The following is a 23,566-nucleotide window of genomic DNA, read 5'->3' as shown; positions in this document are numbered from 1 at the left end:
GAGGGTCTCCGGGTGGGAAGTGGAGGGCCGCAGCGGCGTGGGCGAGCCGTCGGCGCTCGGGACGGTGGTGTTCTGACCTTCGGTCTCCAGGTGAGCCGCGGTGGCGTGGGGCCGGCTGTCGATTTCGGCGGCCGAGCCGCGGTCGGCGCTCGGCGGGCGCTCGGCTGGACGCCGCGTGAAGGTTCCGGAGCCCGGGGGCGTGGGCTCTTGCGGGCGCATTCTCGGGCGCTGGTGCTGCTGTTCCGCGCTGGTGCCCGGCCTGCTGGGTCGGGGGTGTTGCGGTGGTGAGGTTGCGTCTTCGTCGTCCGAGGATTCGTCTTCGTCGTCGGAGGATTCGTCCTCGTTGTCGGCGCCCCCGTCCTCGTCCTCGGAGGGTTCGTCGTCCTCGTCGTCGGAGCTTTGATCCTCGTCCTCCGAACCTTCGTGGCGATCCTCGGATGACGCGGGCGCGGGCTGTGTGGGTTGGTCGGTGTCCGTGGTCGGCGGTGCTGTGATGGTGTGCGGTGCTGTTCGGGTCTGTGGGGGCGGTTGCTGGGCTTCGGTGGTGGCGGGTGCTTGCGCGGTGGGTATCGAGCTCAGGTACCAGCCGCCCCCGGGTGTGGTTCCGATGTCGTAGCTGCCGTCGTCGTTACGTCTCAGGAATACGACCGGCCGCCCGGGAGCGGGGAGGAACTGGTCCAGCACCGTGTCGCCGTGCATGACGACGACGTTGGTCCGGGTGAGATATGCGGCGGCGAACAGGGTGAAGTCGATGTCGTCGTGTCCGTGCACGTGGCTGTCGGTGGTGTTGCCGGCGCGCAGCGCGGTGATTACCTGCTGAACCTGATTGGCCCGCATGCGGGCCGTCGTGGCGCGGAATTCGGTGGCGGCGTCGAACAGGTCGGTCTCGTCGGCCTCGGGATCCTGCCGCAGCTGGTGGATTCTTGCTCGCTGAGCCGCCTGGGCGGCCTCGAGGACGTCGGAGCTGAGGTGTTCGATGAACTGGCTGCTACCGGGTGATCGGCGATGGGCGTCCAGTTCGCGCTCGAGGCTCGCCGCCACGTTGTTGCGAAGCTGGGTGGCTACGGTGTCGAGCTGGTCGGGCCGGCTGGCGTGGACGGCGGCCAGCGTCGTAATGACCGGCTCCTGGTCGGCGCCGTGGACGCGGCGCCAATGGGACGGGGCGGGGCGGGCGATATCGACGGGGTAGGTCCGGCCGGGCCCGGCCAGGCGGTTCGCGAAGTCCGCCCTGCTGATGGTGACGGGCTGGGCCGGCGTGCCACCCGGCGGACGGATCTCGATGTCGCCGCTCGGGAGCATTCTGGCCACACCACTGGCGGCCCGGAATTCGGTGCCGGTGAGGAAGTCGTTGACTTGTCGTAGCCGTTGTGCGAGATCGGAGTTGGACAACCGCGTGAGCAGACCGGGACTGCCCGGCCCCCGGGATCGGACCACGAGCATGCCGATGTGCTGGTTCCGGACAAGTGATCCCACGAAATCTCGGGCCGCCTGCGGGGTCTGCACAGGACTGTCGTGGATGGTCATATCGGTCGACTGGTCCCGCCTGACATACCCCGCCTCGGTCGCGGTCATCCGGAACATTGCACGCCGTCCGAAACCGTAGATCCGGCTGCCGTGTGCGTCGTCGGTGGTCGCGAAGGCCTGCTGGAAATCCTCGGGTTCGAATGTCTCGAACATGTCGCCGCGTGGACCGGCCTCCCGGAAGTAGGGCACTGCCGGGCCATCGTCCGACGCACTCGGGAGGGCTGTGTCGGGCGATGTATCCGCTGGCTTGTCTTCGCGCTGCGGGGGTTCGGTGCCGTCAGGAGGTTTGCCGTCGGTGGGTTTGTCGTGAGGTGGTGATGGGGGCCGTGTGGTGCCGTCGGTTGCCGAGACGGCGGCGGGTTGTCCGGATCGGGAAGGTGTGCGCACGACGGTGATGGTGGGATCGGCCAGGACCTCGTCGAGGGTTCTGTTGACGCGTGCGTTGGCGGCGTTGTGCATTTCGCCGTTGTAGGGGCCGTCGGGTGGCCACCAGAAGTATCGTGCGTTGGCTTGGTCGCCGAGCACCACGACGTCGGTACCGTGGGCGGGGAGTTTGGCGAACGAGGTGGGGGTGTGTTCTCGGGGGTTCGGGCCGAGCAGGTCGTTGAACTCGTTCCAGCTTCTGGCGGGTGCGGGTGTTTGTGGCTGTGCGGTGGCGGCGGGTGGGCGGATCGCCGGGCCGGGTATCTGGTGGCCGGTGGTGGGGACAGCGAGGTAGTAGTGCTCGTGGTGGGTCGGTCCGTGGACCAGGACGGTGGCGTGGGGTGTGCGGGTGTCGCGGGCGGTGTTGGGGTCCTCGCCGAGGATCACTCCGGCGGTCTCCCTGTATTCCGGCATCTGCACGCGCAGCAGAAGCCCCTGCCGGGCGACTACGGCCCCGGCGGCTCGAGGCACCAGGTGGCTGATTGCGGTTCGCCATATTCGTCGTCTGGTTATCTGCTCGACCTGCTCGTTGAACCGCTCCCGGAGCATGATTCGGTTCCTCGAGCGGATCAGGGATCGCAATTCGCCGCGTTCGAGGTCCGTGGCGCCGGGCACTTCGGCGGCGGACAGGACGGCGGCGAACCCTCTGAAGTATTCGTCGGCGTTGTCGCGCATCTCGTCGGCGACTTGTTCGCGCAGGAAATCTATCCGCCGGTCCAGTTCGGACTGTGAGCCGGCCGGTTCGCTTGCCCAGACGATGCGTTCGAGGGCGTAGAAGAAGCAGTCCCCGTCATCGAGCATGGACTCCCAGACATGCCCTTCCGGTGCGGCGATGCCGCCGATGGTGGCCGATCTGGGTCCGTGCCCGGCGCGCACTTTTTGTTTCGCCGTATCGATCTCGGTTTGTCCGGTGCCGGTTTTCTTCGTGTCAGTCTTCTTGGTGCCGGTTTTCTCGGATTTAGTTGATTCGGTATCTGTTTCTTTCTTCTTGGTGTCTGGTTTGGGCGTTTCTTTCGGTTCGGGTGTCGTTCCCTTGGGCTTGACGGGATCGGTCTCGGGTGCGGTTCCGGTTGTTCCAGCGGGCAGGGGCGCGGGGAAGTCGGGAGCGTCGGGCAGGTCGTCCTGGGTGGTGCGGAAGTCGATGTCGCCGGTGACCCAGACGGTGCCCTTGGGGCCGGTGACCTTGACGAGCGCGACCGCGCGCACGCTGTGTCCGATCGCGCCGAAGCCGTCGGTGTTCAATGCGGGTGTACCCCAGCGCAGCAGGTTGCGCCGGATACTGGTGACGCCGCCGGTCCCGCCGTAGCCGGCGACCTCACCGCCGAGGGGGATGGTGGGGTTGCCGCGGTTGTCGCCTTCCTTGCTGTAGGGCCAGTTGAGCCCGAAGCTTGCGATGGTGCCGAGGGTGTTGTCGGCGTGGGCCTGGTAGCTGTAGTTGGAGAACTCGAAGCGGTCGATGGCACGGGTGGAGCTGGTTTTCCACTTGCGGTTGGAGAGCAGGGTGATCTCGACCGAGGTTTCGGTGACTCTCTGGCCTGCGGGGTGTGGTTGCGGGGTGGGCAGGGCGCCGATGTCGTCGAGGTTCAGGAAGGGGGCGCTGCTCGCGGGCGCCAGGGGGGCGTCGGTGGCGCTCTCGGCCAGGGTTGTCAGGCGGATGAGCATGCCTTCGGCGCCGCGAGTTTGCAGGTTGGTGCGCTGCTTGGGGTCGACGGCCAGCAATGCCCTGCCGAATTCCGATAGGCCATCGAACTTGGAGATGGCGATCGGCCTGGTGGGTTGCCAGTGCGGCCCGTTGAGCAGTTGCTCTCTGTGTCCTGCGGCGGCTCTCTCGTGGGCCGGTCTCATATCGATGGAGCTGCTGCCCTCAGGGGGGCTGTAGGGGACGGTGGGGTCGTGCTCGTAGATGGCCGGTGTGGTGCGGGAAGGACCCGGATCGGACTCGACCCCGGCGTCCAGCGGGGTGTCGGAGCTGTGGAAACGGTAATAGCTGACGGAGCCCAGGGTGACCGCATCGGAGTGGGCGACCGGTTCCGGAATGTCGTTGGGGTCCAGTGGCGGGAGGACCTCCATGTACCGTCCGGCCTGCAGCAGAAGTTTGCCGGCCGCGTTGAGGCCGTCGCCGACCTTGCCCAGTACGTATGTGGACAGTGAGTCGGTCCAGGGCCGGTAGGTGACGGTGACGGTGTGCAGGGTGCGGACCTTGAATTCGACGCCGTCGTTGCTGCGTTGCCACGCGCGATCCGCGCGGCTGGAGTTGACGACCTCGCTCTGGTTGCCCTGGCGCGCGATGCCGATCGTGGGTACGGGGCGAACCTTGTTGAGCTGTCCGGTGGGGCTGAAGGTGACCTGGTGCGCGCGGGATCGGCTGGTGCCGATGCTGGTGGCGCCCGGCTCGAGCAGCGAATTGCCGTCGGCGCGGGCGTGACCGTACACGTTGTCCAGGGCGGCGGTGGCCGGGACTCGCTTGCCGCGTACCGCGTCGAGATCTTCGTCGGGGTGGGGGCGGACATTGAAGCTGACCTCGACCAGGCGTGTGCCGAGGAGTGGATGGCGGTCGATGAAGTGGATGGGGACGTAGCCCGCGGAGCCGACATTGGGGAGGGTGCGGGTGCCGAAGCTTGTGGTCTGCTGGTTGATGCGGTGCAGCAGGCCGGGGTGGTGATTGTTCGACCCGGGGTCGGTGGCGCCGGGGGCTACCTGCTCCACGACCGCGACCGTGGCGTTCTCGAAGGCGCTGCGGCCGCCCTCGAAGTCGACGTCCGTCGCACCGCCGAAATCGAGCACGTTGTCCTCGTCGGCGGGTCTGTTCTTGCTGGGCTTCTCGTCGGACTTCTTCTTGCTCGTGGAGTCCTTCTTGCCGGCTGACTTCTGCTTGTCCGTCTTACCGGTCGGCTTCTTCTTCTCGTCCGAGTCTTTCTTGTCGGCGGTCTTCTTCTTACCGGCGAATCCGGCGGGTAGTTTGCGATCCGCGGGGAGTTCTTCGGCGATGGCGGCGGTGATGCCGCGTTCGCGGTAGTCGTCCGCGCGGTCCTCGTATGCCTGTTCGACCAGGGCCATCAGTTCGGGATTGGCGTGCAGATCGTTGTCGGTCAGGTAGAACTCGACCGCGTCCGGCGCGTCGATCATGCGAGAGCGGGTGCTGCGGGGGCCGCGCAGGGCCACACCGCTGAGCCAGTTGCGAGTACCGGTCGTGAGCGTGACCAGCTCATGGGCGTCCGCGGAGATCCGGTGGACGATGCCGCCGTAGTCGGAGGTGACTCGCAGGGTGTCGGTTCCATCGCTGGCGGTGACGTGTTCGGCGGTGGTTCTGGTGTGCTGGTAGGTGCCGGTCGGGGTGAAGTTGGGGTCGGTTGTCTCACCGTAGCGGCCGGCCACGCTGGCGCTGGTCTGGTTGCTGTGCTGTTTCGTCTCGGTCTTCGAGGAGGTGTTGATGGATTCGAGCCAATGCTCGGTGTCGATCGGCACGGGATCCAGAACCCTCAGATTGTCGAGGTAGCCCTGAACCTTGACGGTGTAGTCGGTGCCCGCGACCGAGCCGGGGGTTTCTACCTCGAACGTGTAGTTGTCGCGGAAGATCAGCGGCGCGTAGGAGGTCATGTGGTGAGAAGATAGGGAGGCATGTACGACGGAGTGGGCCATCGATGCGGGATGCGTGGCCGATTCGCCGAAGCCGGTGCGCCAGACCCACTTACCGACGCCGGTGGCCTTGTCACTTACCCATTGGGCCGTGCCCTTCGCCGCGGCCTTGGCCTTGTCCGTCCGCGTGGGTGCTACCGAGCCGCCGTCGCTGGCCTGGTTGCTGACGGGGACGTTCGGTGCGCCGATGTGCTCTCTGTGCTCCTCAGGATCGGTGAGGAAGATCTCGGGGGGAGCCGGGGGTTCGAGTGCGCTCAGGTCGTTCCGGCGAGATGATTCCGCCGGAACCGACGTGGTCGGCTCCTGCCGCGGCGTGGCTTTCGACCATGCGGCTTTCCAGCGAGACAGGGCGAACGACTCGCCCGGTTCGTCTATCGCCGGCACGTCGTCCGTCTCCGGCTCCGTGTCGGTCGACTCGTTGTCGGGCCAGGCTCCGGGGGCCTTCGGGACCGGCTTCCTACTGAGAGCGGCTTCGACTTCGGTTTCGTGGATGAGGTCGGTGACGACGTCGATTACCGCTTTGCTGGTGTCGTGGCGGGCGAAGACGGCGGTGCGCGGAACCTTGGGGATCCCGTTTTCGAGCGAGCGGCCGAAGGAGGGCAGGGCCAGGCGCTGCACGTCGGGATCTATAGCATCGGTCGGGTCCGCGATGGTGCGGGTGGTGGGCTCCGGTGGGGGTGGTGTGTTGTGTTTTTCGGTGGTGGTGAGGTAGGTGGGGACGGCCAGGTGATAGTGGCCCTGGGCGTGGCTGGGTGGCAGGTCGTCGTCGTGACTGTCGCTGATTTCCAGCATGTAGTCGGTGGGCAGGGAGAAGATCTGGATGCCGGGCTGGGAGCTGCTCGGCCCGGGGCTGAAGGTGTAGTTCTCCTCGCCGAAGCCCAGATCGTATTCCTCGGACTCGGTGTTGCCCTGCGAATAGGTATGCGACGCGGATATGCTCGCCAGCTTTTCGCTGTGTGGAGCGCTCAACGGATTGGTCGCCGAGGCGCCGGCGCCGATATTCCAGTTGAACGGTGTCTTGGAGGACGACACCCCGCCGGGCATGACGGCGCCGGTGTAGTTCATCGTCTGGGCCTTCTTGTTCACCCAGCGGTGGGACACGCCCTTGTGCGGATCGTTCTTCGCATCCTCTTGCGAGTCGTAGTGACGTCTGGCGAAGAGTTTGACGGCGATGCGTTCGGTGCCGGTAGGAGTCGGTTTCAGGAAGGTGGTCAGGGCGCCTTCCCTGAGCATTTCCTTCGATTTGCCCAATTGACTGAGCTGGGTGAGCAGGTCGTCGAGTTTGCGGACGTTGTTCAAGCGTTGCTCGTCGGTGGCGTCCTGGGTCAGTTTGTCCCACGTACTGGGGGTTGGCTCGTCGGGCGGGAGGAACCCACGGTCCCGCAGGCGTCGTTCGAGTGGGGTGAACAGGCTGGGCGGGATGTCGATCCGGGTCGGGGTGACGGTCAGCCCGAGGTCCCTCAGGTGAAGCGTCACCGGGTCCAGATAACGTTGTTCGTCGTAGCTCGGTGCGTGGCCCATGGCGCTCAGCGGGGGCACCAGCATGTTTACCGGATAGTCTTTCCCGCCGTCCAGCGGTGTGCCGGGTGTGGGTTCGACGGGGCGGCCGTCGGGGCGGACGAATGTCACCCGGAGGGTCATCGTCGGGCTGGTGTGCAGCAGGTCGTTGACCAGGCGCAGAGTGCGGGAGGTATAGGCCATGCCGCCGTAGTTGAGGGTATGCGTGTTCTGGTGGGAGGCACCGACTTTGATGGGGGTGATCGTCCCGCCGGCGGGTGAGTATCCGGTGATCGGGTCGGCGGGGCCTTTGGCGAACCCCAGTGTGGCCGCGACGGAGCCGCCGAGCGAACTGGTGATGGTGCTGGTGTTCTGGGTGCGTTGTGCCCGCAGCACGTTGGATTCGAGCCGCGAGCCGTTCTTCAGGACAGGGCCGGTGAGTTCGGCGCCGCCGTTGAAGTCCAGGACCTCGAACGCGAAAAATCCCAGTGCCTTTCCGGAGTTGTCGTGCAAGGTGGGGGAAGCCGCCGAGCCGCCGTCCATCAGGGGGATGTTGCTGCGGAGGTTGCCCTCGCCGATGAACTCACGCAGCGATTGGACGGAGGTTTCGGAGATACCTGTGATCCTGTCGCCGAATCCGGCCATTACATCAGCCAGGATCTGGTCGGGGTTCGGGATGTCCAGCACGCCTTTGAGGGGGAATTCCTCCAGGGAGGGGATTTCTTGCCGGTCGCTGTTTCGCTGCGGGTTGGCGGGGTCGCGGTGGAATCGCGGGGGAATTTCATCCGCCGGATCTTCGGGTTCGACCCTCGGCTGCTCCCCGGTCATATATTTCGGGTACCAGACCCGCATGCGGTCCGGCTCGGTGTTGTCGTCGCCGGGCGCATAATACGGGGGATATCCGCCGGTGGGTACCCAGCCGGTCTTGGGTATGGCAGGCGACAGCACATCGGGTATGCCGCGGGGGTTGAGGCGCAGCTCGAAGTCCATCTGGTAGTCGTAGGGAACCGAGGAGCCCGTACTGCGTTTCTTGATGATCGACTGCGTCACGCGGGAAACACCCGTCGTGGTCGACAGTTGATTGCTTGTCCAGTTGAACTGCGGTGTGACACCCGCCGACACCAACTTGCCTTTGTCCACATCCCATGTCAGCGGATGCGCATACGAGAAGGACCGCTGGTTGTGGGCGCTGGTGGTGTCGCCGAGTTCGGAGCTTCCGTACGACCAGCGCTGGAGGCTGACCGGTATGTCGTTGCCCACCCGGGCGATGGGATCGGCCGGCTGGCGTGGGTCGCTGAGATTCAGGCGGATCGAGATCGGATAGGGCCGCCCCTTGTACTTCACGTTCAAGGGAAGGCCCGACTCGCTCAGCAGCGAGGCCATCTCGGCCGTGGTCAGACGAGAGCTGAGTTTCTTGTTGACCTGGGCCTGGAACTTCCGATCCGGGCCGCCGTCGCGCTCCACCGTGGCGATGACCTGTTTGCGCAGCCATCGGATCGCCGACGCCGGAATCGGCTCGACATGCAGCAGTTCCTTGGTGCCCGAATGGTTGGTGCCGAATTCGCGGACCGTGGGAGTGAAATCCGCCGGTGTTCCCGAGGAGACGGTCGACTTACTGGGCGTCCGGGCATGACTGCCCGACTTGCGCTTCGGCGACGATGTCGTGCTGGATTTGCTGTCCGTGCTGCCGGTCCGCGACTTCCGCTTCGGTGAAGCGCTCTTCGAGGACGTTGCGGAGGAGGTACCTGCCGGCTCCCGGGGGGCTTCGAAGTCCTCGTCGGCGGTCTCGAAGTGCTCGGACTCGGTGTCCCTCGATAGTTCCCTCGATGTGCGTTCGTCATCTGTCAGCTGGGTCTCCAGGATGGGCGCCTGCGTGCTCTCCCCGGACACATCGGTACGTCTGGTGCCCGTGGTTCGTCTGGTCTGCGTGGTTCGTATGGACTCGACGGACAACCTGGATGCCACCGACCCGGATCGGGACCTGTTGCCCGCCAGGGGGCCCGTGTCGGACAGCCTCGATGTCGTAGACCCGGCCCTGCGCCTGCGTGCGGTCTCCTGGTCGGACGCACGCTTGGGCGTAACAGCCCCGAGTGCGGGGGAGTCGGCATCGCTGTCCTTCAGCAGACCGATACCCTCCGCCACCTGGTCGGAATCGTCGCTGTGCGGCGCATTCGGGTCGACCCACTGCGCCTCCGCCTCGTCGTCGGCGTGCTCCTCGCTGTCCGAATCCTGGTCCCGGCGCAGAGACGCCGGATCTGGGGAGGACTCGTCGGTCACCGGGTCGTAGATGTAGGGCAGTCCCTCCGCGTCGACGTAGCGCTGTCGCTGTTCGCCGAGTTCGTCGCGGTGGCCGCGGAAATAGGCCTCGTCCCGAACCGGCTCACGATGGGGAGTCTCAGGGGATTGCCCGGCCACGGCGATCGGTGCCGTGGGTCGGGCCTCATCATGGGGCGGGATGATGACGATCTGGGGGATGTCCGGGATTTGTGCGGCTACGGTAGGGCTTTGGGGGTCGGCGTAGAGGTCGTCGTCGGAGGCGGCCTGTTCCTCGAGCTCGTCGCCGGATTCGTGCTCGGACGATGATACGGGGGCGGCGCGCCGGGTGGCCGGGTCGTAGATGTACGTCCGGTTACTGGTGGGGTGAGTGAAATGGCGGGGATCATTGTCCTCGTCCGCAGTGTCGTGGAGGGCGCGGAGAATCTCGTCGCTCAGCTCCTCGTTGTCGTCCTCTTGTTCGCCGCCTGGACGTCGGCCGGTCGCGTCGTCGTCGCTGTCTTCTTCTTCGTGGTCGCGCTGGGTGGTGGGTTGTGTTGTGGCGGAGGCTGATTCGTCGCGGGTCGAGGGGATCGCGGCGGCGGGGATCGCGGGTTGTGGTTCGTCGTGGTCGGATCCCTCCTCCTCGCTCTCGTCGTCCGAATCTTCTTCGTCCTCGCGTTCGTGTGGGGCGATGGGTTCGTCCGAGCGGTCGTCACGGGCGTGCTCGCCGTCATCCGGATTCTGGCCGCCCTCGTCGTCGTCGCTGTCGTCGTCTCGACCAAGCACCGTGTCGCCTGCTCGAACCGGGTTCGTGGATGCGCCGATGCCGGTGTCGTCCGGGAAGGCGGGGGTGCTGCGGCCGCGGGCGGTGTCGGTGGGGCGGGTGATGCGGCCGGTGGCGGGATCGAACAGGACGGCGTAGACGCCGGCGGGGTCGTATTGTCCGGGGTGTATGTGGTTGTGGTCGGCGGCGTCCTCGATGACGATGGCGCCGCCGCGGTCGATCATGCGGTAGGCGTGGGCGCCGATGCCGTTGGCGTTGGCGGTGCGGTGGATGTCGACGACGAAGGCCTGGGCTCCGTTGCCGAGGCGCCGGAGTTCCGCGGCGATGTGGTCGTGGCTGGTGTAGCTGAGGAGATGGCCGCCATTGGTCCGGCCACCGAGGGCTCGTTCGGTGTCCTGTCCCGATCGGCCGTCGGGGCCCACAGGTTCTTCTGGTATCCGGATCCCGGCGGCGGGGAAGTCACGATGGATGCCGGTGAGGGTGCGGTCGACACAGTTGGCGGTGGTATCGGCAGTCTGCTGCGTCCGGGGGTGTGCGGAGCTCGCGGGGATCGTGTGTGTGGTGGAGCCGTCGCCGAGAGTGGAGTGGGACGGTGTGCGGGGGGTGGCATTGCCGAACAGTGCCGGGCGTGCGCCCGGGGCATCCTGCGGTCGGCTGTCGGCGGGCACGTCGGCCTTCGCTCCGGTCCGCGTACCTGCCGAGCGCAGGGAGTGTGTGCCGTCGCCGAGGTCGGTCGGCCTCGTGGTATGAGGATCGGCGCCGCGTTCCGGGGTGCTCGGATCGTGCCTTTCGGTCTGTGACGGTCCCTGCTGGTCGGCGGGTGCCGAAGGGAGGTCGACCGTGGCGTGCAAGACGGTGATGCCGTCCTGGCGGGTGATGCGGGTGATCCGGTAGCGGGTATCACGGGGGAGCACGAGTTCTTGCTGGTGTGAGTAGGTGCCGTCGCGACCGAGGTAGAAGCCGCGGGTGCCGGGTGGTAGTGCCAGCTTCAGCAGGTAGGGGGTGCTGGTGCCGAGTTCGAGTTTGGTGGCGCGGATCGAGACGGACATGAAGCCGAGGTCGTGCTGGGGGACGTTGAGCAGATGTTCGGGGTCGAGGTCGCCGAGTGGGGTGCCGTATTCGTCGGTGGCCAGGAAGTCGATCGTTTTCAGGCTGCGCAGGGCCATCACCGGTTCGGTCAGGCGTAGTGGATGCCCGGTGGCGGCGTCGAGCGTGGCGATCTGTTCGCGGATGGCCGCGACATCCACGCTGGAGTGGTGGGTGTGGTAAAGGAGATCGAGGTCATGGTAGAAGTCGGCTTCGTTCCGGATGAATTCCCAGCGGGCCGCGGGGCGCGGATCGATCAGGACGTCGTTCAGCAGCGGCAGGAGATTCCTCGTGGTGGCCGGGACTCGGCTGTCGGTCCGGAGTCGCTGGTACAGGCCGGATAGTTCGTCTACCCGGGGTAGGTGTCCGTGCAGACGGGTCAGTTCTGTGGTGAGGGTGAAGTAGTCGCGCAGCGCCGCGAGGCGATTGCCGAGTTCCTCGTCGGATAGCCGCTCGCGTAGGACTCCGTTGACGATGTACGCGAATTCGTACATGCGGAACGCGGTGTGTACGTCGGTGGGGTGCTGGGGCCAGGTGCGCAGGGTGGTGTGTGCCCAGGTGTCGGCCGCTTCGTCGTTGGCGAAGTGGCGCACGCCGTCTTCGATGTGGCCGGGGTTTTCCAGGGTGTAGCGGGTGTAGAGGTCCGCGACCTCGTCATCACCGATCCTGTTGGCGCCGGCGGCGCCGAGCGGGCCGCGGATTCCACTGGCGCCGATGCCGGTTCGTGGCTGGCTCTGGCGGGTGCGGCCCTGCTCGGATGGTGTCGTATCGGATATGGCGCGCAGCGGTCGCGCGCCTGCCGGACGCGGGGGCCGGATGAATGTGGGGCGCATCGGCCGGGCAAACGCCGCTCTGAGCGGCCGGATGAGCTCGCCGCGCAGGGGCGCGCCGATGCGGGCGTCCGGTGGGAATCCGGGCTCCTCCGCGGGCGGCTCTGCCTGGGGCTCGTCGGTGCTGCCGTGGCGGTCGGAGCCGGATGTCTGCGAGGCCGGGCGATCCGGGGGCGGCTCGGCGGTGGTCTGTGCGGGGTCATCGTCGAGGGTCGGGTCTCGGTCGTCATCCGAGTCGCCGGTAGCTGTCTGCCGGGGTTCTGTGGTGGCGGGCGGGGGTGTGGGTATCGAACCCCGGTACAAGCCGCCACCGTTGTCAGGGTCGGCGACTCCCACGTCGTAGCTGCCGTCGTCGTTGCGCCGCAGGAACAGGACCGGTTGGCCGGGATTGGGCAGGATCTGGCCTCGTATCCGGTCGCCCTGCATCAGGACGATATTGGTTCCGGTGATGTGTGCGGCGGCGAAGAGGGTGAAGTCGATGTTGTCGTTGCCGTACAGGTGGGTTTCGATGGTGGTTTCGTTGCGTAGGGCGTCGATCAGGCGCTGGAGTTGGTCGGCGCGCCTTTGGGATTGGGTATTCCGGAACTGGGCGTTGTGCTGGCGCAGGCTCGCGGCGCTGGCTGGTTCGGGGGCATTGCGGAGTTGGTGGATTTCGGCGCGGTGGACGGATTCCGCGGCGTCCAGGACGTCGGAGCTGATGTGTTCGACGAACTGGCTCGAGCCCGGCGCGAGTGTGGCGCGGGTGTGGGCGGTCAGGTCGGTCTCGAGACGGCCGAGTACGTGGGTGCGGAGCAGCCCGGGTTTGGTTTCTTGTACCCCGGCCAGTGTCGTGATCACCGGGTCTTCGCCGGCGATATGCGGGCGGCGCCAGTGAGGCGGGCCGGGGTGGGCGATTTCGACGGTGTAGGGGGTTTCGCCCCGGGTCAGGCGGTTGGCGAAATCCGTCCGGTCGAGGGTTACCGTGTCCTGTGCCTCGCGCCCCGTCGCCCGGAACTGGATATTGCCGTCGGGCATCATTCTGGCCTGACCGGCGGGGAACCGGAATTGGGTGCCGGTGACGAGGTCATTGCCTTGCAGTAGTCGGCGGGCCAGAGCGGTATTGGTTGTTTGCTGGTCGGGTCCGGGCCGGTCGGAGCCGGGAAGGCGGACCAGAACCGAGGAGAGATCGTAGTTCTCGGCCAGATCTCCCACGAACTCTCGGACTTCTTGCGGGGTCTGGTCCGATTCGTTGCGGACGGACAGGCCGTTGGACAGGTCATGTCTGACGTATCCGTCGGCGGTCGCGGTCATCCGGAACATTCCAACGGGGGTGAAACCATAGGCTCGGGTGCCCGGGGTGTACCGGAGGGTGGTGAGGGAGCGTCGGAAAACCTCGGGTTCGAATGTGCCGAACTGATCGCCCTGGGTGCCTGTTTCCTGGAAGTAGGGTTTCGCCGGAGTGTCATCGATGACGGTCGAAGAGGAATCGCCGGAATCATCACTGCCGGCATCGTCGTCGTCCGCGGCGGGTTCGGTTCGTGGGTCCTGCTGCTGACCGCCGACTCCGGTGGTGTCTGTCGTCCCGGAGGTGCCCGTCGGCCCCGTGGGAGGCGTTGTGCCGGCGGGGTGTGTATCAGGCGTGGTCTGCGGGTCGGGGTCGGGGATGCGGATGTCGGTGATGGCGGGGTCGGACAGGAGTTGGTTGACGGTGATGCCGACGGGGTTGTCGTTGGTGTCGCGCAGTTCGCCGGAGGCATCGTCGTCGTCCGCGGGTAGCCAGATGTAGCGTGCGCCGGTGCGGTCGCCGAAGGCGATGATGCCGGCAACGGTGGCAGGGGTGCGGGGGAGCGACCGGCGGGTGTACCGGATGGGGTCGGGGCCCAGGAGATCGGTGAGTTCGTTCCAGTTTCTGGCCGCTGGGTGTATGCGTGGTACGGCGAGGTAGAAGTGCTCCATGCCGAGCAGGACGGTGCCGTCGGGCGTCGCGTCGGCGTCCGGGCCGAGGATTGCGGGGCCGGTTGCTCCGGGGCCGCTGGTCTGCAGAGCGAGTACAAGGTTTCGGCGGTTCAGGACAGGTCCGCTGGCTTCGGGAACGATGTGGCTGATCGCGTTTTCCCAGATTCCCAGGTTCCGTATGGCCAGAACCTGGTCGTGGAAGACGTTTCGGAGTTGGCCGCTGTCGCGCGCTTCGACCAGGGAAGCGAGTTCTCCGAGGTTGAGGACTGGGGCGAGGGCTGGATCGGCTTCGATTCGCTGGTCGTAGATCTTTCGGAGCCGGCCACTGCCGCGTACCGCGGCCGGGGTGATCTCTTCGGAGTCGAATATCGCGGCGAGCGATTGTTCGGCGGAGGTGATGAGCAGGTGGAACTGTTCGAAATAGTGGTTGAAGCGGGCGGCGAATTCCTCGGCGACTTCCGCGCGCAGGTCGAGGATGCGATCGTCGAGTTCGTCGACCGTGGCGGGTGGGTTGTCCGGGTGGGCGATGCGCTCGAGGGCGTAGAAGTAGCAGTCACCGTTGGGTGTCATGGATTCCCAGACGTGTCCCGCGGGCGGGGTGACGCTGCCCATGGATTCGTATCGGGGGCCTCGATGCCGCGCGTTGGGCAGGGACTGGGTGGATCGACGCGACTGCAGGTCTCCGGAAGTCTGGGCCGAGGGGCGCACGGGTGCGTGCCGGGTAGTGCCGGTGGACCCTTCGGACCTTGCGGGCGAGGAACTCCGTGCCGGCTGCTTGGACGGCGGTGCGTGCCGGGTGGTGCCGGTGGACCCTTCGGAACGTGTGGGTGAGGAGGCGCCCTTGGGTGCGTCCTCGTCCGAGCCCTCGTCGTCCGAGCCCTCGTCGTCCGAGCCTTCGTCGTCCGAGCCTTCGTCGTCCGAGCCTTCGTCGTCCGATTCGTCGCGGTCCGATTCGTCGTCCGAGTCGTGGTCACGCTCCGGTCGCTGCAGAGCGTCGAGCATGTCTCTCCGCCACTGCTCCACTCGCTCCTCGTCGGCGGATTCCTGCCGCGTACGGCGGAGTTCCTCGGCCGTGCTCTCGGGTTGATCCTTGGATATCGACCGGGTAGTGGCGACGGAGCTTTCGGAACTCGCGGGTGAGGTACGCCGAACCGGCTGCCCGGGCTGTTTCGTCGTGTCGGTGGTCCCCGCTGATTTGCGTACGCGTCGGGCAGTGCCGGTGGATCCGACCGAACTCACGGGCGAGTGCTCATCGTCCGCCGCACCGGCCTTCGGCTTCGGCGTGACGTCCTGGGTCTCGTCTCCGGCGTCGGCCTTTGCTTTGGCTGCCGCCGTCGCGGTGTCCGCTTTGGCTTTGGCCTTCGATCTGGCCGCTGCCCGAGCCTTCAATCTCTCCAGTGCTTCAGCGTTGGCTTCGGCTTCAGCTCTGGCTGTCTCGGCGTCGGCCTTCTCATCTGCTTTGGCTTTGGCCCTGGCATCCGCCTTGGCCTTCGCCTCGGCTTTGGTCTTTTCGGCCCTCGTCTCGGGTTTCTTGGGTTTTGCCGTGTCGTCCTGCGGCTTGGGCTTCTTCGACCCGGACGGTTCGGGCGGTTTCTTCGAGGTGGACGGGCCGGGCTTGGTGGCCGGTTCGGCGCCGTCCGGCTTGGGGAGCAGCGGTGCGGGGAAGTCCGGGGACTTGGAGATGTCGTCCTGGGTGGTGCGCAGGACGATGTCGGAGGAGACCCAGACTGTGCCCTTGGGGCCGGTGATCTTCAGCAGGGCGACGGCGCGGACCCGGTGCCCGACAGCTCCCTGGCCCTCCGCGTTGAGTGCTGGTGTGCCCCAGCGCAGCAGGTTGCGTGCGACGCTTGCGAAGTCGGTGGTCCCGCCCTGGCCGGCGACCTGGCCGCCGAGGGGGAAGGTGGGTCCGCCGCGGTGGTTGCCGTTGGAACTGTAGGGGGAGTTGAGTCCGAAGGTGGGGTTGATGCCGATGGTGTTGTCGGCGTGGGTTTGCACGCTGCGGTTGGTGAATTCGAAGATGTCGATGGCGGTGGTGTTGCTGGTTTCCTCGATGCGGGGTGAGTGCAGGGTGAGCTGAACCGATGTTTCGGTGACCTGGCGTCCCCTGGGATGTCGCTGCGGGGTGGGCAGGTCGGTGGTGTCGTCGAGGTTGAGGAACGGGGCGGTGCTCTCGGGTCCCAGGGGAGTATCCACACCGGTCTGGGCCAGCGTCGACAGGCGCACACCCATACCCTCGAAGCTGCGGGTCTGCGCGTTGTCGCGCAGGGAGGGGTTCACGGCCAGCAGCGCCCTGCCGATTTCCGGCAGGCCGTCGAAGTCGTAGACCGCGATCGGTCTGGTGGGCCGCCAGACCGGCCCGGTGAGCAGGCTCTCCGCGTGTCGTTGGCCGGCGGGGCGCATATCGATCGCGTCACCGCCGGCGGGGGCCGCAGGCAGGGGCACGGTGGGGTCGGACTCGTAGGTGCCCGGGGTGGTATGCGAAGGACCGGGCTCCTCCTGTGCCTCGGGTTCGAGATCGGGTTCGGACTCGCTGTCGGAGTCCGCGCCGGGACGCTCGGGGCGGTCGAAGACGTCGGTGTCGGTATCCGAATCGGTGTCGACGTCGGGATCGGTCGTGATAGGGGTGTCGGCGCTGTGGAAACGGAAGCGCGACAGCGAGTCCTGGGTGTCGGATTCGGAGTGGACGGGCCGGCCCGGGATCTCGTCGGGGGCCAGCGGGGGCAGGATTTTCGTGTACCGACCGGCCCACAGCAGGACTTTTCCGGGCAGGGACAGGCCGTCGCCGACCTTGTGCAGCAGGTAGGTCGACAGAGATTCGGTCCAGGGGCGCCAGTTGACCTCGACGGTGTGCTGGGTGGGGAACTCGAATTCGACGCCGTCGTTGCTGCGTTCCCAGGCGCGGCGGTCGCTGCTGGTGGTGGTGGCGTCGGCGGTGGTGCCCGTGCGCTGGACGTTGATGGTCGGTGCGGGGCGTTCCTTGTTTTCCTGCCAGCTGGGGCTGAAGGTCAGCTCGTGCGCGCGGGAGCGGCTGGTGCCGGCGCCGGTGCCCAGGGCGTGGCCGTAGACGTTGTCCAAGGCGGCGGTGGACGGGACGTTTTTGCCGCGCACAGCCTTCAGGTCGACGTCGGGGTGGGGACGGGAGTTGACATTGATCTCGACCAGGCGCGGACCCCATACCGGGTGGCGATGGATGAAGTGGATCGAGACCTTGCCGTCGGAGCCGGCATTGGGGAGGGTGCGTGTGCCGAAGCTGGTGGTCTGCTGGTTGATGCGCTGCAGCAGACCGGGGTGGTAGTTGGCCGACTTGACGTCGGTGGCACCGGGAGCGATGCTCTCCACCGCCCTGATCACCGCGTCGTCGAAGGCGCTGCGGCCGCCCTCGAATTCGACCTCGGTCGCGGCGCCGAAACCGAGAAGGTTGTTCTTGCTGGGCTCGTTCTTGTCGAACAACGCGTTGGGCAGCCGGCGGTTCTTGGGTTGCTCGGGGGCGATCGGGGCGTTGATGCCACGTTCCTCGTAGGCCTGCTCGACCTTGGCCATCAATTCGGGATTGTCGTGCAGGTCGTTGTCGGTCAGGAAGATCTCCATCGCATCCGGCACGTCGACCATGCGGGAGCGCTTGTCCTGCAGGTGCAGGCCGCGGGCGATATTTGCGGGGACCACGCTGGTGGCGATGTTACGGGTACCGACCTTGAGTGTGACCAGGTAATGCCCGCTTGCGCGGAGCCGGTGGACGTTGCCGCCGTAGTCGGAGGTGACCCGCAGGGTGTCGGTGGTATCGGTGTTGGTGACGTGCCTCGCGGTGGACCTGTTGTGCTGGTATGCGCCGGACGGTCTGAAGTTGGGGTCGGAGTTCTCGCCGTATTGGCCCTGCACCGTGACGCTGGTCTGGTGGCCTTGTTGATCGGTCTCGGTGTACGAGGAGGCATTGATCGACTCCAGCCAGTGCTCGGTGTCGATCGCCGCGGGGTCCAGCACCTCCACGTCGTCGAGGTAGCCCTTGATCTCGATGCTGTAATCGCTGCCGGCGATCGAGCCGGGGGTTTCGACCTCGAACTTGTAGGAGTCGCGGAAGATCAGCGGCGCATAGGAGGTCATGTGGTGCGTCGACAGCGAGTGGTGCACGACCGAATGGCCCATCGACTCCGGATTCGCGGTCGGCTCACCGAAGTTGGTACGCCAGACCCATTTGCCGACGCCGGTGGCCTGATCGACCACCCAGTGCACCGAGCCCTTCGCCAGAGCTTTGCCCATTTCCGTCCACGCCGGCGTGTCCGAATCCGCGCCACTGGCCCGGTCGCTGGGAATACTGGGGTCCGACGACGCCGAATCATGGCCGCCGTCCGAGGAGTAATGACCGCTCTCCGGCGACCGGCCGCGGCTCTCTCCAGGGAGGACGACCTCCTGCTCCGCCCCTTCGGGGTCGATGAGCCTGATCTTGGGGGCGCTCGGCCCTGCCGCGCCCGTGCGGCGCGTGCGGGTCTTCAGTTCGTACTTGTCCCGCTTGCCATCCGGTCGGAAATAGTCTTCGGGATTGTCCTGGCCATCGGTGAAGCTGCCGGGCATCGTGAGTCCGGTCCTGCGGGGCCGGTGGGATGATTCGCCCCGCTTCTGTGTCGCCGGTGCACCGGTTGTCGCCGGTGTATCGGTATCGCCGTCGGGTTTCGTGCTGGTCCCGGCTTTCACACCGGTCTCGGCAGGCGTCGTCTTCGCACCCGTGGTGGTTCCGGTCCCGGTGGTCTTCACGGTGGCGGCGGCTTCCAGCTCGGCGCGGCGGATGAGGTCGTTGACGACCTCGAGCAACGTCTTGCTGGGGTTGTGCCGGCCGATCACAGCGGACTGCGGCAGTTTCAGGACCCCGTCGACCAGCGAGTGATCCACGGTGGGCACGGTGAGGCGCCGCAGGTCCCGGTCGGTGAAATCGCGGATGGTGGGTTTGGGCGGGGGTGGTGTCTCGGGTACCGGTTCGCCCGGTTTGCCGAGAGTGGTGAGGTAGGTGGGCACGGCCAGGTGGTAGCTGCCTTCACCGTGTAGCGGGGCGGGACTGGTGTGGTGGCTGTCCTTGATGGACATCCAGTACTCGGTCGGCACGCTGAAGATCTGGTTGCCGGGCTGAGTGCTTTTCGCGCCGGGGCTGAAGGTGTAGTTCTCCTCGCCGAAGCCGGTGTCGTATTCGACGGTTTCGGTGTGGCTGCGGGAGTAGGTGTAGGAGGGGTTGACCTGGGCCAGCGGTTCGCTGTTCGGCTTGTCGAGCGGGTTGGTCACCGAGCCGCTGGTGCCGAGGTTCCACTGGCGCGGGCTGTTCGAGTCCGACTCACCGCCGGCATTGACCACGCCGCTGTAGTTCATCGTCTGGATCTCCGGCAGCACCCAGTCGTGCTTGACACCCTGGTGCGGATCCTTTTTCGACTCATAGCGGCGCAGAGCCAGGAGATTGATGGTGATGCGCTCGGTACCGGTCGGGGTGGGCTTGACGAAGGTGACCTCGGTGCCGCCGGTGATCGTTCCATCGGCGCTGATCTCGCCCTGGGCCATCTCGTCCGCGGTCGCGATCAGTCCCATCCGGCTGCGCAGCTGGTCGAACTTGCGGACATTGTTCAGTCGTTGGGTGTCGGTGGCATCCTGGGTCAACCTGTCCAGCATGCTGCGCTTATCGCGCTGGGGCGGGAAGAAGCCGCGAGCCTGCAGGACCTGCTCGAGCCTGGCGAACATCGCCGGGGGGACCTTGACCTGCAAGGGGGTGGGCATCAACCCGAGATCGGTCAGATGTAGCAATTCCGCGGGCAGATACCGTTTTTCGTAATTCTTCGGGTCCGCGGAGGGTTTGTGGCCCATGGCGCTGGTCGGGGGCACCAGCATGTTGATCGGATAGTCTTTCCCACCCGCCAGCGGTGTCCTCGCTCGCGGTCCGACGGCCCGGCCGTCGGGGCGCACGAATGTGACGCGCATGGTCATGGAGGGTGTGGTGTGCAGGAGATCATGGACCAGGCGCAGGGCGCGCGAGGTGTAGGCGCGCCCGCCGTAGTTCAACGTATGGCTGCTCTGATGCGACATTCCGAACTTGATGGGGGTGATCGACCCGCCGACGGGTGAGTAACCGGTCTCCTTGTTGGACTTGCCCTTGCCGAAACCCAGTGTGGGCCCGCCGGAACCGCCGAGTGAGCTGGTGATCGTGCTGGTGTTCGCCGTGCGCAACGCCCGCAACACGTTGGACTCGAGCCTGGAGCCGTACCGCATGGTGGGGCCGGTGAGTTCCTTGCCGCCGCGGAAATCGAGAACCTCGAACTTGAAGTACCCCAAGGCTTTTCCGGAACTCGTGTACATGGTCGGGGACGCCACCGAGCCGCCGTGCATCATCGGGATGTTGCTCCGGAAATTGCCCTCGCTCATGAACTCCCGCAACGCGTCCACCGACGCCTCGGACACGCCCCTGAGGCGTCGCCGGAACCCGGACATCAGATCCGCGAAAATCCGATCGTGGTGCGGGATGTCCAGGAAACCCCGCAGCGGCACCTCCTCCAGAGAGATATGCGGCTGCTTGTTGTTCGGATCCTTATGGAATCCCGGCGGAGTCGTCGTCGGATCGCCCTCGACGACCTTCGGCAGCTGATCGGCCTCGGCCATGTACTTCGGGAACCACGCCCGCAGACGATCCGGCTCGGCGGTTTCACCGGGCGCGGGTGGCGGCGTGTACCCGCCGATGCGTTCCCAGCGGTCCGTCGGCACCCGATCCGAGAGCGCATCCTCCAGACCGTTGTGGTTGACCCGCATCTCCCACTGCATCTGGTAGTCGAACGGCAGCGACGGACCGGTACTGCGTTTCTTGATGATCGACTGCACCGCGGCGAACGCGGCGGTCGCGGTCGAGAGCTGGTTATGGGTGATATTGCCCTGCACGGCCAGCCCGGCGGTCAGGAACTTGCCCCTGTCCACATCCCACTCGCCGGTATATCCCCACGACCCCGACCGTTGATCGTGTGCACTCGCGGTATCGCCCACCTCGGCTGTGCCGTACGACCACCGCTGCAGGCTCACCGGCAGGTCGCCACCCACCTTCATGATCGGATCACCGGCCGGACGCCGCACATCGGTCAGGTTCAATCGCAGCGAGATCGGATATGGGCGCCCCCGGTACTTCACATTCAGCGCGAGACCGGACTCGGTCAACAACGCCGCCCACTCACCGGAGGTCATCCGCGAGGTCAGCTTCTTGTTCACCTGTGCCCGGAATCTCGCGTCCCGGCCCAGGGTGCCTTCCAATCGGGTGATCACCTGCTCACGCAGCCAGTCGATCGTCGACTCCGGGATCGGTTCGATATGCAGTAGATCCTTCGTGCCCGCACGCCGCGTACTACCGAATTCCCGCACCGGCGGGCCGAAATCCTCCGGCCGGCCCGAGGACACCGTGGACTTGCTACCCGCGCGGGAATGCCTGCCGACACCGCCGGATGGCTGTTTGCGCTTCGGTGAACCCTTCGCCGAGGAGGTTGTGGACACGGTGGACTTGCTGCCCGACCGGGTGCGATCGACATCGTCCCGGGGTTCCGACTCGTCCGACAGTGCCAGGTCGTCGGGGGCGTCGAAGAATTCCGGATCCAGGTCCGAATGTTCCTCCTCGTCTCGCTGCGTCTCCAGCACCGGTGGCGTACTCGCCCTTGACCTTTCGGAGCGCACGGACAGCCTGGAGTCCGACAGTCCGGCGTCGGACAGTCTGGACGCGGTGGACCTCGCCCTGGGTCTGGACACGATCTTCGGGTCGGTCTTGCGTGTCGGGGATTCCTGATCGTCCGAATCGGACTTGCGCCCAGTCGATTTGGGTTCGAGTGCGGACGAATCGGACTTGCCTACCGGTGAATCGGACTTGCGGTCCGTGACTTCCTGTTCCGCAGCGGAGTCCGCGGGTGCATCGCTTTCTCCGTACAACGCGTCGAGGTGCAGGCCCTCATCGTCGGAGGACAGGTCGCCCGCGTCCGAATCCTCGCGTTTGAACGCCGGGTCCGGATAAGACTGCCCGGTGCGCGTGTTGTAGATGTATGGCCGCTGCTCATCCGCGTCGAAGAAAAATATCTCTTCGGCATTGAGTTCGTCATCGCTGAGATCGCTGAGATCCTCGTGGTGGGCAAGGAAGAATGCCTCGTTCAGCTCGTGCCGCAGCCGGCCCGCCTCCTGCTGTACCTGGGTCGCACCCTCGACCGGATCCGTGGTCACCCGGGTGACCTGTATGGCCGGGATGTCCGCCGAATCCTCGGGCGGGGCCGGGTCCTCCCTTGTCTCCTGGGTGATCAGCCGTTCGATCTCGGCCCTCGGAATATTCCGCAACGCCGCCAGCCCCGAATTCTCGGCCCTGGAGATATCCAGGGAGTCGAACGACCGGCTCAACCGGATCAGCCACTCCTGAGCCGCGGGACTGTCGGGGAATTGCTCACCGCCGACGCCGAACCTCTCGGCCGCCTCGGTCAGGAGCCGGTGCGGATCGTCATCCGTCTGCTGGGTGGCGGGCAGATCGCTTGTGCTGCCCTCTGACAGGCTGGCGCCGGAGGCGCCGGGGCGGGGGTCTTCGCGGATCGGGGTTGTGTTTTCGTAGGTGGCGCGGAAGGCCGCGCGATCGCTGATCGGGCTCGGGTGGATGGGCCCATCGGGGCCGATGGCGTAGTAGAGATCGGTGGCGGGTTCCCAGTAGCCGGGCCGGCCGTCCTCGTCGATGAACCACCGGAACCGCTCGCCGAGGCTGGGACGTCGGTCGCCGGCATGTTCTTGCTCGTCGCCGTCTTCGAACTCTTCCTCGCTGTCGTGCTCGGCGGTGGGCTGTGATGGGAATTCGGAGGGGAGGATGACGGTGCGCCGCGCCTCTTCGTCGGCCGACGACCGTTCGTCATCGGCCTCTTCGTCGCTGGCCTCTTCGTCGTCGTCTTCGTCGCTGTCGTCTTGGGTGGGTGTGGTTCCGCGCGAGTGCTCGGGGTTCGGGGATGCGCCGATGAGGATGTCGTCCGGGAATGCGGGGATGGTGTCGCCGCGAGCGGAGTCCTCGGGGTGGGCGCTGGCGCCGGTGGGGTCGTAAAGGACGGCGTGGACGCTGACCGGGTCGTTCTGCCCGGGTTGGGTATGGCTGTCGTTCGCGGTGTCGTGGATTACGACGGCGCCGTCCCGGTTGATCATGCGATAGGCGTGGGCGCCGATGCCGCGGTCGGTGGGGGTCCGGTGGACGTCGACGACGAACGCCTGGGCTCCGTTGCCGAGGCGCAGCAGTTCCGCGGCGATGTGGTTGTGGCTGGTGTAGCCGAGAAGCCGGCCGCCGGTGGCGTGCTCGGTCTCCGGTCGCGTCCGGCCGCCCAGGCCGGTGGGTTGTGCCGGTATCCGGATCGGGGCGCCGGGGAGGTCGGTCGCGATGGCGGTCACCGTGTCGGTGACGCAGTCGGTCGCGGTCTCCGCGGAGAGCTGTGCCTCAGCGGAGAGCTGTGCCGCGGTGGATTCCGGTGTGTCCGTGACGATCGCGTGTGCGGTGGTGCCATCCCCGTGGGCGGAACGCGATTCCGTAGGGGCGGTGGGAGTTGTCGCGTGGTCGTCCGTCGGGGTGTGGGCGGGGAAACCGCGTGGG

General features: G+C 66.5%; 1 protein-coding gene. It reads right to left on the bottom strand.

Annotated features, from left to right (window positions below; translation table 11 throughout):
• A partial coding sequence (locus JZ791_RS37045) for an ADP-ribosyltransferase (RefSeq protein ID WP_305802146.1) occupies positions 1-23,566 on the bottom strand: 23,566 nt, incomplete at both ends.

The organism is Nocardia alni, assembly GCF_019038435.1.
In the GTDB taxonomy this organism is placed as follows: domain Bacteria; phylum Actinomycetota; class Actinomycetes; order Mycobacteriales; family Mycobacteriaceae; genus Nocardia; species Nocardia alni.
The sequence above is the reverse complement of the archived record's forward strand: the minus strand, read 5'-3'. Positions and strand labels throughout refer to the sequence as shown.